Source organism: Nocardiopsis synnemataformans (genome assembly GCF_965343085.1).
Lineage (GTDB): Bacteria > Actinomycetota > Actinomycetes > Streptosporangiales > Streptosporangiaceae > Nocardiopsis > Nocardiopsis alborubida.
Genome location: NZ_CBDRFA010000037.1, coordinates 1 through 14,372 on the forward strand (window position 1 = coordinate 1; position 14,372 = coordinate 14,372).

Consider the following 14,372-nt stretch of genomic DNA (forward strand, 5'->3'; position numbering starts at 1 on the left):
CCGTTCGTGGCCGCCTTTCCCCGGTTGGAGGAGCTGACCGTGAAGGGTGCAGACGGTGAGCGGGGCCAGCTCGGGCTGCACGTGCCCTCGCACGCCTCGCTGCGCTCCCTCACCCTCCAGAGCGGTGGCCTGCCCGGCCGGGTCGTGCGCGAGGTGGTGTCCTCGGGTCTGCCCGCGCTGGAGCACCTGGAGCTGTGGCTGGGGGTGTGGGACTACGGCGGCGACACCTACCCGCAGGACCTGGCGCCGGTGCTCGCGGGTGAGGCGTTTCCCCGGCTGCGGTACCTGGGAGTGCGCAACGCCGAGGGGGCGGACGGGTGGGTTATGGCGCTGGCCGAGGCGCCCGTCGTCAAGCACCTGGAGGTGCTCGACCTGTCGTTGGGGATCTTCACGGACCGGGGTGGCGAGGTGCTCGTGGACCAGGCCGATGCCTTCTTCGGGCTGCGCGAACTCGACCTGCACCACCACTTCCTGAGTGAGGAGATGGAGGAGCGTGTGCGGGCCGCGTTCGCCGGATCCGGGGTCGAGATCGATCTGTCCGACCGGCTGGAGCCCGACCAGGACGAGGACGAGTACGAGGACGAGCTCTACTACTACACCGCGGTGTCCGAGTAGCCGGACCGCTCACGGCCGGGGCCGGGATGGCCACCGGTGGCCAGCCCGGCCGGGAGTGGCTCCAGGCGCCTCGACCGCTCTCCGCCCGTTTCCGTCTGTCGCCCGCGACTGCTAGGTATGGGGGACATACCCACCCCTCCGAAGGGATTTCCTATGCCCGAACTCACCGAGTTCGCGGGTCTGTCCGTGGTCGAGTTCCCCGCCAGCGGCACGGAGGAGGAACGGATCGAGCAGATTCGTAGACAGGGCGGGGACCCGCACGCTCCCGCCTCCACGGCCTGGCGGCTGCGGTACGACGGCGAGGTGATCGAGGAGTACGTCGCCCGTTTCCTGTCCCTGGTGGACGCCGAGCAGGTACGGGCGCTGGTCATCGGCGACTGGGAAGCCATGGCCGGAGGCCCGGAAGGGTTCTTGGAGTCGCTGATCGCACACGCCGGGTCGCTGCCGAACCTGCGTTCCGTTTTCGTCGGCGACATCACCGGCGACGAGTGCGAGCTCTCCTGGATCACCCAGGGCGACATGGCGCCGCTGCTGGCCGCCTTCCCCCGCCTGGAGGAGCTGACCACGAAGGGCGCCGACGGCGTAGACGGCCCCCTCCACCTGCACGTGCCCTCGCACGAGGCGCTGCGTTCCCTCACCCTCCAGAGCGGCGGCCTGCCCGGTTTCGTCGCCCGCGAGGTGGCGTCCTCGGGTCTGCCCGCTCTGGAGCACCTGGAGCTGTGGCTGGGGATGGAGGACTACGGCGGCGACACCTCCCCGGCGGACCTGGCGCCGGTGCTCTCGGGAGAGGTGTTCCCCCGGCTGCGTTACCTGGGGGTGCGCAACGCCCAGAAGCTGGACGAGTGGATCCCGGTACTGGCCGGGGCTCCTGTCGTCAAGCGTGTGGAGGTGCTCGACCTGTCCCTGGGCTGTCTCACCGACAAAGGCGGTCAGGTGCTCCTCGAACACGCTGACGCCTTCGCCGGTCTGCGCGGGCTCGACCTGCACCACCACTTCCTGAGCGAGGAGATGGAGGAGCGCTTGTACGACGAGTTCGACGGGCTCGGGGTCGACGTCGACCTGTCCGACCGGCAGGAGCCGGAGGAGTACGCCGAGAGCCTCTGGTACTACACCGCGGCGGCCGAGTAGCCGGACCGGGCCGGAGAGCGATCGAAGGAGCCTGTCGGGACTTCCTCCTCACCACAGGTCGTCGAAGAGGCCGCCCCGGTCGTCGTCCTCTCCGGTCTCCTCCTCCGGCTGGTCGGTCTTCCCGCTCTCCTGCGTTCCCTGGGCCTTTTCCGTCTCCGGCACCCCCTGGGCGTCCTGCGCGGGTGGGGCGGCACCGGAAGGCGGAACCACCACTGGAGGCGGCATGACCGCTGTTCCCCACTGCCGTGAGGGTGCGTTCTCCCCGGACTCCCCGGACTCCCCGGACTCCTCGGAAGGCGCAGCGGCCTTTCCCGGAGAGAGTTCCTCGTCCGGTGCCGTCTGCTTGTCCGGAAGGGAGGGCGCTTCCGCCGGTCCCGGCCCGGGAGGCGCGTGGTCCGGAGGGAGCGCCGACGGTTCTCCGGTGGCGGGAGGCTGAGAGCTGGGCTCGGCCGCACCGGCGGCGGGAGGACCACTGGTGGGACCAGACCCGGGATCGTGGCTGGGACCGGAACCGAGATCGGAGCCAGGACCGGGGACGGGGACGCCAGGGTGCCCTTCCGCCGGAGACGGCATGCCCGGTGCGGGTTCCCCCGGGACGGCCGGAGAGGCCTCCTTCCAGGCCTCCCCGTGCTGCGCCGCCTGCTCCGGAGGCACGGAGGGATCAGGAGCCCCGGGTGTCTGCTGGGACGCTTCGTCCGCCGGGGGAGTGCCGTGTCCGCCCGGAGGGGGAACGGGCTCCGTGATAGGCGGGGTGGGGGCGGGGGCTGGAAACGGCAGAGGAACTGCCGGTACTCCCCATGGCGGTGTCGGGCCCTGATACGGGTCGGCGGCAGGTGGGGGAGCGGCGGGGGCGGGTGCAGGAGGCGGCATGGGAACCACCGGTACTCCCTGCGGTGGCGTCGCGTCCTGACGCGGTCTGGGATTGACGGGAGGTCGACGCCGCCGCTGGGCCGCCCACGCCACTTCCTCCTCGACCTGCCTTCTCTTGGTGTCCACCGACTCGACGAGGCTCAGGAGGGCGACCACGGCCAGGACCAGCAGGACCAACCAGTAGCCGGTCTCGTTGTGGCTGTCGATCCGGTACGCGGAGCTGAACACGCCCTGGTCGTGCCCTTGCTCCTGCGCGTCGGCCGCCACCCGCGCGTGCAGGGCCATCTGGTTCGCGATGACCGACACGAAGGCCACCACAGCGCAGCACAGCGCGGTGACCTGGCTCGCGAGCGCGTTCCGCCGCGTCTGGAAGTGTCCGGCGGCGGCGCCGACCAGGATCGCGATCACCGAGAGCACCGGGAGGAACAGGAAACCCGTGCGCAGGTCGTCGAGCTGGGCGCGCGTCAGTTGCTCCCCGTTCGTGCCGGAGAAGTCGGGGTGACCGTTGAACACCATGTCCCAGCCGGTGTAGACCGCTTGCTGGCCGCCGAAGTCGCCTGAGCAGGACACCGTCAGAAAGGGGAAGAAGAAGCAGAGCAGGGCGAGGCCGAATCCGCCAGTGCTGATGTGCCTGGTCGGACGAGGGGATTCCGGCATGTTTTTCCCGTTTTTTGGCGCGGCTACAAGATAATTTACCTTACCCTCCGTGCAAATCCGGCAAACCGGAATGGAGCTTCAAGGAGTGGGGGTGAGAATCCCAGCGGCTTTTCCTCGCCTTTCCGGGTTTTTCCAGGTTCCCGTGCGTTCTCCGGTGCGGTGCGGGTCAGTGCCAGGAGCGGGGGCCGAAGGAGAACTCCGGTCCGCCGGTGGGGGTCTCCGTCCCGCGCTGTACGCCCCGGTCCCGGTGCGGGACGTGCCGCTGGTCGCGCGCCGGACCGCTCCCGCCCCGGTGGGAGGACGTCCGGAGGCGTACCGCAGCACGTCGCTGTGTGTACCCGCGGGCGGGTTGGGCAGTGGGATCCCGGCAGCGGAAAGACACGACACCGAGGAGGCTGTCATGGCTGAGCCCGAGAGCCCGCTCAAGGACAAGAACTACAACCTGGTCTGGGCCGTCCACCAGTCGCTGGAGAACGTCTGGCGCCTGGAGGGCTACATCAAGGACGCCGAGAAACAGGGCGACGACGAGCTCGCCACGTGGTTCCGCCGGATCCAGGAGAACAACCAGAAGGCCGGTGAGCAGGGCAAGAAGATGCTCATCGAGCGCATCAAGAAGGAAAACGGCTGAGGCACCGCGAAAGCGGTTCCACCAGCCGAGGCGGTTGACTCCGCCCCTTCCCTGACCCCGGTGCTGAAAGGCGCCCCCTGTTCCGACGGGGGGCGCCTTCCTGTGTGCCGGAGCTCCACGCGTGTCGGCGCGCACCGGCCCCAAAGCCCCTCCGGGGGTCGGCGCCCCGGGCCGGATCCGGTCACGGGGAACGCCCGCAAGCCCGTCTGTGTAGGGTGACCGCAGGCCGGTCACCCTTCCCACGCAGGAGACGTATGAGCGCCGAAACCCCCGGGCCTCACCAGACGCGTAACTCCCAGCGGGACAACCACGGGCAAACCGTCCAGGCGGACACCATCCACGGTGACGTGAGCATCGTCGTCTCCCCTGACGCGCCCGTGGTCCCCATGCAGGTGGAGTCCCCGACCGCGGACTTCGTCAACCACGAGGGACCGCAGAACTGGGTGCGCGGCCTCCTGGACCCGGACGCGCCCCCCAAGGTCGTGGTGTACCAGGGTCCCCTGGGCATCGGCAAGACCTCCCTCCTGGCCAAGATCGCCTACGCCACCGACTCCTACTTCACCGGCGGCCAGCTGACCTTCTCCTACACGCGCGGACGTCAGGAGGACAGCGGCGCGGCGCTGGCCCAGTTCCTGCGCGCCCTGGGCGTCGACAAGCGCGCGTTGCCCGAGGACCCACGGGACTGGCACGGCGAGTACCGCACCCGCACACGCGGCAGGCGGCTCCTGGTCCTGGTGGAGGGCGCCTGGGAACCCGCGCAGGTGCGCGCCCTGGTCCCCTCGGGCCGCGGCAGCCTGGTCCTGGTCTCCAGGGACGGCCCGGAACTGGGCGAGCTGGCGATCGACACCGGCGCCCGGATCCGCGACCTCGACCCCCTCGGCCGTGACGCCTCCCTGGAGCTGCTGGAGCGCAGGACCGACCACCCCCTGTCCGAGGAGGACCCCGACGCGGTGGGGACGCTGCTCAAGGTGTGCGGCGGCCTGCCCCTGGCGCTGGTCCTGGTCGGCGGTCAGCTCCAGTGCGGAGGGCCCGGGAGCGCGAGGGCACTGGCGGCCCGGATCGGGGGCGCCCGAGGGGTACTGCGTGCCATCGGCGACGACGAACGGAACCTCGACGTGCTCTTCAAGACCGCCTACGACGCCCTGCCCGCCCCGGCCGCCGCCCTCTACCGGGCCCTGGGCACGTGGCCCGGTCCCAGGTTCGACCGGTCCCTGGTCGACGCGGTGCCGGTGGGCGGTGCGGAGGACGCGGGCACGGGAGACGGAGGCACGGGCAACGGCGCTCTGCGGGAGCTGATCACGGCGAACCTGGTCGAGGAGGACCGCGGCGGGCTGCGCTTTCGCCACGACCTCGTCCGCACCCACGCGCGCGAACGCGCCGAGGCCGAGGAAGGCGAAGCCGACCGGCGGCTGCGGCTGACGGGCATGCTCGACGCCTACATGGTCGTCCTGGGCTTCGCCGAGCGGCACGCGCGCGGCGGGCGGCTGCGCGCGGTCGACCTGGAGTCCCTGCTGGAGGGCGCGCGGGACCCCTTCGACGGAACCGGGTCCGCGCGCGAGTGGCTGCTGAGGGAGCGCCCCACCCTGCTGGCCGTCGTCCTGGGCTGCGCCGACCTGGGCCTGCACGACCACACCTGGCGGTTCGCGGAACTGGCCACCGCCCTCTACCTGGACCAGCGCTTCCTGCACGACTGGGCCGCCACCGGTGAGGCCGGTGCCGACGCCGCCCGCGTGCTCGGCCACACCGTCGCCGAGGCCCGCCTGTGCTCGCTGACCACCCGGCCCCTGCTGGACCTGGGGCGCGAGGACGACGCGCGCGCCCGGTCCGTCCGCGCGGTCGAGCTGGCCGAGGACCTCACGGACGACCTGCTCAAGGGGTCGGTCTGGGAGTTCCACGCCCGTTTCCTGGAAAGGAGCGACCCCTCCGCCGCCGTGGAGGCCTTCGACCGCTCGGTACGCCACAACGAGGCCAGCGACAGCCCGTCGGCGGTGCGCGGGGTCGCTCTGGCGATCCTCTTCCGCGGGAGCGCCCGTACCGCGGCCGGGCAGGCCGAGGCCGCGGTCGCCGACATCCGCGACGCGCGCGAGCGGCTGCTGTCGCTGCCGGAGGGGGCGGACGACCGCATGGCCGCGCGGGCCCGGACGGCCCTGGGGCTGGCCCACGCCTCCGCGGGGCGCGTCCGCGAGGCGGTGGCCGAACTCACCGGAGCGGTGGCCGAGTTCAGGAAAAAGGCGCAGGAGTCGGGCCGGGAGGACCTGGGTTACTACGAGGCCGAAGCCCATGAGGCCCTCGCCGACGTGCTGGAGGGCCTGGGCGCCACCGGTGACGCCCGTACCCACCTCGCGGCGGCCGGGCGGCTCCTCGAAGGGCTGGGCAGCCCCCGGGCCAGGGAGATCGCGGCGAGGCTGGCGGAGGGCGGCGGGACCGGATCCCCCTGAGGACGCGTCCGCCAGGAGGTTCTTGATCCGGGCGCACCCTGCCCTGTCCGCCGTGATCTTGTACCTATAGCGAGGTTCGAGCGCCCAACCGCGCTATAAGTACAAGATCATCGCAGGTTAGAACCCCTGCGTTGCACCAGCAACATTTCCGGCCAGGTCGTACTCAGCACCTAAGGGTGGACGCTCCGGGCGGGATCACCTTGGGCCGGATCGCCCTGGGCCGGGGTCCGGGGGGCCGGACGGCGGCAGGGACTCGACCGCGCACTCCTTGGGCACCGAGCCGACCCAGACCTTGACATGGTCGGGGACCTGCGCGGACGAGCGCAGGAACGTGTACACCGCACCCGCGGCCAGGGCGGGCGGAAGCGGCGGCCGGGACCGGACCAGGAACCGGCGCCCGTCGCGCACCACGAGGAGGGTGCCCAGGCTGGTCGCGCAGGCGACCGCCAGAGCGCCCGGGTAGGCCCTCAGCGTCCGCGCGGCCCAGGAGTCGGCGGACGCCGCGCCGTGGTCCGCCTCGCCGGGGGGAGCGTCGCGGCACACCACCGACGCCGAGTTGGCCAGCGCGTCGCGCTCCTCGGTCTCGTAGGCGCACAGGTGGCGGAAGGTCCCGTGCGGTGGGTCGGGGACCGTGCGCGACGCCGCGGGGAAGCGTTCGAGGGACACCTCCTGAGGACCCTCCAGCCGTCCGTGCACCTCGAACGACCGCGGCGTACCGGTCGCCGGGTCCGCCACGGGCGGGGGGAGGCTCCGCCCGGTGTCCTCCCCGACCCGGTCCGACGGACGCGGTTCCAGCCCCAGCAGGCCGTACAGCAGCTCCGTCAGACGCCGCCAGCCCTGCCCCGGGTGGGCGAAGGCGAGGTCGGCGGCCTCGCTGTGCAGACCGGGGCGGTGGCCGTCGATGGCAGTCTCCACCTGGCGGCGCAGGTCCTCCGGGGCCAGCCGGGCGGCGGTCCGGGCCAGCTCCGACACCGCCGTGCCGGGCACGGACTCCGAGCCCATCGCGGCCAGCAGCACGGGGTGGTCCATGGCCGCGCCGTACAGGGTGACGCTGCCGTGGTCGCCGACCACGCAGTCGGCCGCGACCATGGCCGCGCCCCACCCGGAGTGCGGCGGGATGAGCAGCAGGCCCGCGTCCAGCGCGTCGGCGAGCATGTGCCGCACCTGCCAGGGGCTGTGCGCGAACCACACGTTGGGGTGCAGCACGGCCGCGACCCGGTAGCCGTCGTGGGGGAGCGCGCCCAGGAGGGAGCCGGGGAGCAGGGGACGGCTGCCGATCAGCCCTTCGGGGCCCCAGGTGGAGGTCGCGACCACGAGCCTCTGGTCCGGCCGCACGCCCATGTGCTCCCGGTAGCGGTCGCGCATGCGCCGCCCGGCCAGGAGGCGGTCGCGTGCGGGGTCGCCGACGACCACGGCGTGTTCGGCGAGCGGGACGCGCGCGGCCCGCAGCTGTTCGCGCTGGGCCGGGTGGGACAGGACGAGATGGACGTTGTCGGCGTCGTGGAACTCGGGCCGGGGCACCCCGGACAGGCGGACCTCGCCGCTGCGGTGGTCGGGGACGTACTTCTGGAACCCGACGCCGTGCGGCAGCACGACCACGGGGCAGGAGAAGCCGGTGAGGTCGGCGTTCTCGGTGGCGGTGAGCACCAGCGCGGGCTCGACCTCCAGGCGCGACTCCCAGGGGACCAGGCACACCTGGTGCTCGGCGAGCAGCCGCTCGGTCCCGGCGTTGAACGCGGAGGTGCCGTCGTAGGCGAACACGAACAGCACGCGGGTGTCGCCGCGGAACAGGGTGAGGCTCTCCAGGACCCGTACGGCGGAGGTGAACGTGCGGGCGAGGGCCAGCACGACGGGCCCGTCGAAGGTCCGCCAGCGCGGAGCCTCGCCGCCGGAGTTGGCTTGTACGTACGGGGAGTCGGTCAACAGTTGTCCCTACGACCGCCGGGATCTGTGCCACCAGGGTAGTGGGCGGCTTCGCCTCCGTGCCCGTGGTCCGTTTCCGCCCGGGTCGTGGCCGGTCCCCGCGCGCGGCTTCTCCGCCTCGGGGAAACGGGGCTCTGCCCGCCCGTGCCGTGGACGGTCTCCACGCACATGGCCGACTCCACGCACATGGCCGCTCCGCCTCGGGGGAGCGGGCTCCTGTCCCGCAGGGGGAGGCCCTCCGCGGGCGTGGCCGCTCCCGGCCACGCGGCCGGTCCTTCGCCCCTGGTTCCGTGCTTCCACCGCGCGGTACAAACGGGCGAGACGACTCCCGAGATCCCGGGAAAGGGTGCTGTCCATGAGCGACGGGCGTGAAGACGACCGCCGGGCCTCCAGGGCGTGGGAGGAGACCAAGGCGGAGCTGGTCCACTTCCACGTGGGCGGGCGTCGGAAGGACCTGAGCGGACGCTCGTGGTCGGAGTACCCCGTCCTTCCCCGGCCCCCGCACGAGGCGGACACCGGCGAACACCCCGAACTCCGCGGAAGGGCGTTCGTCGAGGTTCCCGAAACCGGCTGGCACGCCCTTGTCGCCTGGGCTATCGGCCCCGAGCACGCCGTCCGGTGCCCGGAGCCGCGGACGCCCTCCCCGGTGCACGTGACCTGCGAGAGCGGTGGCAGGCGCGTCCGGCGGTGGGAGGAGAGGACCCGCACGGACCGGGCGGGCGTCGACAGCGACATCGACGACTTCCTGACGGAGGCCGGGGTGCCGCACCAGCCGTGCGGGTACCGGTGGTTCGCCGAACTGCCCGAGGGGATCCGCGACGGCGACCACCTCTTCGGCTCGTTCTCGTCGCACCTGGCGTCGGTGGGCTCGGACGAGCAGGACCCGCCGGGGATGCGCGGGGCCATGAGGGGCCTGGCCCGGCGCCTGTACGGGGACCCCTGCCGGTCCGCGCCCCCGGACTCGCTCGACGGACCCTGACGGGGGCGCGGGGGCGGTCGTGCGCGGCGCGGCGGAGCGAAACACGGGACGGCGGGGTGCGAGCGGTCGCGCGGGGCCCGCCCCAGGTGACGGCTCCGAGCGTGCCTGTCTGTCGCCCGGGACTGCTAGGCATGGGGAAACCATCCCCACCTCCCCGGAAAGAGAGCCCCCATGGCCGATCTCACCGAGTTCGCGGGCCTGCCCGTGGTCGAGTTCCCCTTCGACGAGGACAAGGAGATACGGGAGGGGTGGGAGGGGTGGCGCCGGGAGTTTCGGCGGATCCAGGAGTCCGCCGGTGACCCGTCCGCCGCCTCCGCCGCCTGGCGGCTACGGATGGGGGGCGAGGACTCGGACGGAGACGAGGGCGAGGAGGCCGCGTACTTCGCCCGCTTCCTGGCCGAGGTGGACGCCGGGCAGGTGAGGGCGCTGATCATCGGCGACTGGTTCGATTCCGGCGAAGGAGGCCTGTACGAGGCCGTGGACCTGCTGGTCGAGCACGCCGACGCGCTGCCGAACCTGCGCTCGGTCTTCGTCGGCGACATCTCCGTCGACGAGTGCGAGCTCTCCTGGATCAACCAGCCCGACATGGCGCCGCTACTGGCCGCCTTCCCCCGTCTGGAGGAGCTGACCGTGAAGGGTGCCGCCAGCGTCCTGGGCGGCGTCCTCGGTCTGCGCGTGCCCTCGCACACCTGCCTGCGTTCGCTCACCGTCCGGAGCGGCGGCCTGCCCGGTCAGGTCGCACGCGGGGTGGCGTCCTCGGGTCTGCCCGCGCTGGAGCACCTGGAGCTGTGGCTGGGGATGAAGGACTACTACGGAGACACATCCCCCGAGGATCTGGCGCCGGTGCTCTCGGGTGAGGCGTTTTCCGGGCTGCGTTACCTGGGGGTGCGCAACGCCGAGAAGGTGGACGAGTGGATCCCGGTACTGGCCGAGGCGCCCGTCACCGAACGTGTGGAGGTCCTGGACCTGTCCCTGGGCGTCCTCACCGACAAGGGCGGTCAGGCGCTCCTCGACCGCGCCGACGCCTTCGCCGGTCTGCGCGGGCTCGACCTGCACCACCACTACCTCAGCGAGGAGATGGAGGAGCGCGTGCGGGCCGCGTTCGCCGGGAGCGGGGTCGAGGTCGACCTGTCCGAACGGCTGGAGCCCAGCTACTTCCCCGGATACGGGGAGAACGCCGAGGGCTACTGGAAGTACTACACCGCGGCGGCCGAGTAGCCGGGCAGCGGGGTGGCCGGACGCCGCTCTCCGCGCGCACGGGGGCGGGCCGCAGGATCGTGGCGGACCCCTGACCTCCGGAGCCCCGCTCCCGGCGCGCACGGCGGGAACGGGCACGCCACCTCACGCGGTGACGGCCTCCACCAGGGCGCTGCGCTCACCGGGCTCCTCGGGGCGCAGCGCCCGGGACACCCCGACCAGGTCGGTGGGCGTGCCCGGCTCGGGGCGCAGGCCCGCCACCGTGCCGTCGTCGAGGTGTGTGCGCAGCTCGCTCGGGTGGCCGTCGGAGTGGTGCACGACCACCGCCTCCTCCCCAAGGTCGCGGCACCACGTGCCGGGGAAACCGCAGCCCGCGCGCAGCGCGGCGTTGGCCGAACGAGTTCCGTCCCAGGTCAGCACGTGCAACGGCGCCCCGTCCTCGTCGCGGTAGGTCAGGCGCAGGCCGCCTTCCACCTCGTGCACCTGGGTCAGTGACCAGCCCGGGTGGTCCAGCACCGCGATGGTCTGCTCGAAGGACATGATCTGCGCGCGCGAACGCTCGTCGGCCGCCCGCGCGAGCACCGCGTCGCCCACGGCGGGCAACGCCGCGAGCAGACCGGCGACCACCGCCACTGCGGGCAGCACCCCCGGCCGCCAGCGGTCGGACGGCCGGTCCACCAGCATCGACGCGCCCATGCCCAGCGTCGCGACGGCCCCGGACAGGAAGGCGGTGTTGGCGGTCGTCCCCCAGGGCAGCGGCATGACCTCCGGGGCCAGGAACGTGACGACCACGGGCGTGGCCATGGCGGTGGCCGTCACCAGCGCGGCCGACGCGGAGGGGTGGTTCACGCCGGACCTCTCCAGCCACTGGGACCCCAGCCAGAACATGAGCAGGATGACCCCGGCGACCACCGGCGCGAGTAGTAGCACCCCCTGGCCCGCGCCGCTCATCGTCAGGGCGCGGGCGGTGTCCCAGACACCCACGGGGAACAGGGACATCAGCGGAGCCCCCACCAGGCACAGGGAGAGGATCGCGCCGACCGCGGCGACCCGAGGCCGGCCCGAGGGTGCTCGTGGCAGCACACCGTCCAAGGCCGCATCATCCTCCCGGCGGGAATGACACGTTACGCCTGTTGTGTCTTGGGAGCCAGGTGTGCAAAGCGGGATTTCGGCTTGACCCCGACGGCCCCGGAGTCGGCGGCGGACCAAGAACCGGTGATCCGTTCCCCTCGCGGCGGTGAACCGCCGCCCCGGCCGATTCCCCCGCTGCGCCCTACTCGCCCAGTTGGCGGCGGAACGGCCTGCGCGCGGCGTTGAACTGCGCCCAGGACGGGTCGAGCTGGCTGCGCAGCTTGACCTCCCCCTCGGACCAGTCCGTCAGCACGGCCTCGAACTCGGGCAGCACACCCGAGTCCGGGTCCAGGTAGTAGCGGTAGTCGCGCCTGCCGCCCACGGTCTGGCGCATGAACAGTGCGCCGTTGCCCCCCAGCACACCCGAGATCCGGGCCTCCAGGTCGTCCAGCGCCGAAGCGGAGGCGCCGGTGGGCAGCTTGTCCTCGTCCGTGTGCGTGTACGGCACGACCACCTGCACGAACAGCGTGAACGCCGGGAAGTCGCGGCGGGTCAGCGGGTGGCGGAGCAGGATCTCCACAGCGCCCTGGAGGGGGATGCGCCCGTGCAGCGTCGCCCAGCCGCCCGAACCGCCGAGCATGTCCGCCATCTGCCGCACCACGGCGGGCATCGACGTGGGCGGCAGCGGGTCCAGCGGCGGCTCGTCCAGCGGCGCCGTCTCGCCGATCCACCGCACCCGGTCGTCCTCGCCCAGCGCCAGCAGGGTGACGTGCTCGGCCACGGCCGCGCGCGTGCTCTCGGGCAGGAACATGTTGTCGGGGTGGTACACGCCCACCTCGATCTTGCCGGTCGCGTGGTCGACCCGCATGGACACCGACACGTGCGACAGGTCGAGCTCGTGGTCGTCCAGGTTGACGGTGGTGGACAGCTGGTCGTGGTCGGCGGGCCGCACCGGCTGGAACAGCCACCGGGAGTCCTCGGGGGCCGAGCGCGCCCAGCGCTCGGACAGGATGCGCGCCTCCTCCGAGCCGCCGGGGCGCAGCGTCAGGGCGTAGGCGGGGCCGTCGGTCAGCCGGGACGGGTCGTCCAGGGCGGCCAGCTGCTCCAGGAGCTTGCCCGGGTCCACGTCGGCCGACAGGTCGAGGTCCTCCAGACCGCTGCTCGGCTTCGGGGCGCGGCCCACCTCCCACTCCATGTCCGGGTGGATCGAGCGGACCAGCGCGGTGACGCGCTCGGACACCTCGGCGGGCACGGGCTGGTCCGACTCGACCGCGCTGGCCAGGGCCTCGCGTTCGGCGGGCCAGGCGTCCCAGAAGGCGGTGACTGAGGAGGTGGAGTCGGCGGAGCGGCGACGACGGAACAGAGCCATGTCCCGATTTTCGCAGAAGCGGACGACCACACTCGCCGTCGCGGCCGGGGTACCGCCCATCGGACGGCTCCCCGTCCCGGGGGCGGCAGCCGAGTCCCCGTGCCGGGCGCTGCCGCGCACCGGCCGGATCTCCCCGTACCCCAGCGCGTGTTCCCGTCCCCCAGCCGGGGATTTCCTGTCCCCCACGAGCGCATACCCTGGACCCACTATGACTTTGCGTGTACTCGCCGCCATGTCGGGCGGGGTCGACTCCGCGGTCGCCGCGGCCCGTGTGGCCGAGGCCGGCCACGACGTCACCGGTGTCCACCTGGCGCTCTCCAAGAATCCGCAGTCCTACCGCACGGGCGCGCGCGGCTGCTGCACCGTGGAGGACTCCCACGACGCGCGGCGGGCCGCCGACGTCATCGGCATCCCCTTCTACGTGTGGGACATGTCGGAGGAGTTCGACCGCGAGGTCGTGCAGGACTTCGTGGCCGAGTACGAGGCGGGCAACACCCCCAATCCCTGTCTGCGCTGCAACGAGAAGATCAAGTTCGAGGCGGTGCTGGACCGGGCCGTCGCCCTGGGCTTCGACGCCGTGGCCACCGGACACCACGTCCGCAAGGTCGACGGGCGCCTGGTGCGCAGCGTGGACGCGGCCAAGGACCAGTCCTACGTGCTGGGCGTGCTCAACGCCGAGCAGCTGGAGCACGCGGTGTTCCCGCTGGGGGACTGCACCAAGGACGAGGTGCGCGCGGAGGCCGAGCGGCGCGGCCTGTCGGTGGCGGACAAGCCCGACAGCCACGACATCTGCTTCATCGCCGACGGTGACACGGCGGGCTTCCTCAACCGGCGCATCGGCGAGCGGCCGGGGCCGATCCGGGACGAGGACGGCACGGTGGTGGGCACGCACAACGGCTCGCACACCTTCACCGTGGGCCAGCGCAAGGGCCTGGGCCTGGGCGGCGCCGCCCACCCGCGGTACGTGCTGTCCATCGAGCCGGTCGACAACTCCGTCACGGTGGGGCCGCGGGCGTCCCTGCGGGTGGACGCCATCACGGGCGTGCGCCCCGTGTGGAGCGGCAGCGAGCCCCTGACCGAGCCGACCGACTGCCACGTGCAACTGCGCGCCCACGGGGAGGTCTACCCGGCGAGCGTGTGGCAGCGCGAGGGTGACGGGGGTCCCGAGCTGATCGTCCGGCTGGCCGAGCCCGCCACCGGCGTGGCCACCGGGCAGGCCGTGGTGGTCTACCAGAGCGACACGGTGCTGGGGTCGGCCACGATCTCCGCCACCTCCAGGACCGGGGCCGCGGTCTGACGGACCGCCCGGCTCGGCGGCCCGGGGGCGGGGGCCGGTGCGGTGACCCGGGGACGGCCTTCCGGGGGCGCTCCGAGGGGCGGTCCGGGACGACCGTCCGGGACCGCGGCGACGGCCGGAGTGGGACGTCCCACCTGGTTCGTTGCCCGCGATCCCTTGCCGAACTTAGGTAAGGCATAGCATAGTTGCGGGGCGAGGTG

Annotated in this window: 10 protein-coding genes and 1 pseudogene; 7 read left to right on the forward strand and 4 right to left on the reverse strand. The window is 72.6% G+C overall.

Annotated features, from left to right (window positions below):
- Both ACSIH6_RS21165 and ACSIH6_RS21170 read left to right on the forward strand, forming a co-directional pair.
- Positions 1–615: pseudogene (locus ACSIH6_RS21165) on the forward strand (STM4015 family protein); the annotation flags it as partial.
- A gap of 153 nt (positions 616–768) precedes the next feature.
- Positions 769–1,743 (forward strand): STM4015 family protein, encoded by a 975-nt coding sequence (locus ACSIH6_RS21170; RefSeq protein WP_435110044.1) that lies wholly within the window; start codon positions 769–771, stop codon positions 1,741–1,743.
- Between the two features lie 48 nt (positions 1,744–1,791).
- Here ACSIH6_RS21170 and ACSIH6_RS21175 read toward each other — a convergent pair whose 3' ends face one another.
- Positions 1,792–3,270, reverse strand: a complete 1,479-nt coding sequence (locus ACSIH6_RS21175; RefSeq protein ID WP_435110045.1) for a hypothetical protein — start codon at positions 3,268–3,270, stop codon at positions 1,792–1,794.
- Between the two features lie 400 nt (positions 3,271–3,670).
- Between ACSIH6_RS21175 and ACSIH6_RS21180 the strand changes: the two genes are divergently transcribed.
- Positions 3,671–3,898 carry a hypothetical protein gene (locus ACSIH6_RS21180; protein WP_435110046.1) on the forward strand — a complete coding sequence of 76 codons (228 nt, stop codon included), beginning with the start codon at positions 3,671–3,673 and terminating at the stop codon, positions 3,896–3,898.
- Positions 3,899–4,152: 254 nt separating this feature from the next.
- Positions 4,153–6,336 (forward strand): NB-ARC domain-containing protein, encoded by a 2,184-nt coding sequence (locus ACSIH6_RS21185; RefSeq protein ID WP_435110047.1) that lies wholly within the window; start codon positions 4,153–4,155, stop codon positions 6,334–6,336.
- A 195-nt stretch (positions 6,337–6,531) separates the two neighbouring features.
- Here the strand turns inward: ACSIH6_RS21185 and ACSIH6_RS21190 are convergent, their stop codons facing one another.
- Positions 6,532–8,259 (reverse strand): hypothetical protein, encoded by a 1,728-nt coding sequence (locus ACSIH6_RS21190; protein ID WP_435110048.1) that lies wholly within the window; start codon positions 8,257–8,259, stop codon positions 6,532–6,534.
- Between the two features lie 355 nt (positions 8,260–8,614).
- On the opposite strand from ACSIH6_RS21190, the gene ACSIH6_RS21195 reads away from it, so the two are divergent.
- Positions 8,615–9,238, forward strand: a complete 624-nt coding sequence (locus ACSIH6_RS21195) for a DUF5956 family protein (protein ID WP_435110049.1) — start codon at positions 8,615–8,617, stop codon at positions 9,236–9,238.
- A 171-nt stretch (positions 9,239–9,409) separates the two neighbouring features.
- On the forward strand, positions 9,410–10,456 hold the full coding sequence (locus ACSIH6_RS21200; protein WP_435110050.1) for an STM4015 family protein: 1,047 nt from the start codon (positions 9,410–9,412) through the stop codon (positions 10,454–10,456).
- 123 nt (positions 10,457–10,579) lie between these two features.
- On the opposite strand, the gene ACSIH6_RS21205 is transcribed toward ACSIH6_RS21200, so the two are convergent.
- Both ACSIH6_RS21205 and ACSIH6_RS21210 read right to left on the reverse strand, forming a co-directional pair.
- The gene (locus ACSIH6_RS21205; protein ID WP_435110051.1) at positions 10,580–11,434 is read right to left on the reverse strand and encodes a hypothetical protein; all 855 of its coding nucleotides are present in this window, start codon (positions 11,432–11,434) and stop codon (positions 10,580–10,582) included.
- Between the two features lie 274 nt (positions 11,435–11,708).
- Positions 11,709–12,875 carry a DUF695 domain-containing protein gene (locus ACSIH6_RS21210; protein ID WP_435110052.1) on the reverse strand — a complete coding sequence of 389 codons (1,167 nt, stop codon included), beginning with the start codon at positions 12,873–12,875 and terminating at the stop codon, positions 11,709–11,711.
- Positions 12,876–13,083: 208 nt separating this feature from the next.
- Between ACSIH6_RS21210 and mnmA the strand changes: the two genes are divergently transcribed.
- Complete coding sequence (gene mnmA, locus ACSIH6_RS21215; protein WP_435110053.1) at positions 13,084–14,172, forward strand: tRNA 2-thiouridine(34) synthase MnmA; 1,089 nt, start codon at positions 13,084–13,086, stop codon at positions 14,170–14,172.
- Positions 14,173–14,372: the final 200 nt, after the last annotated feature.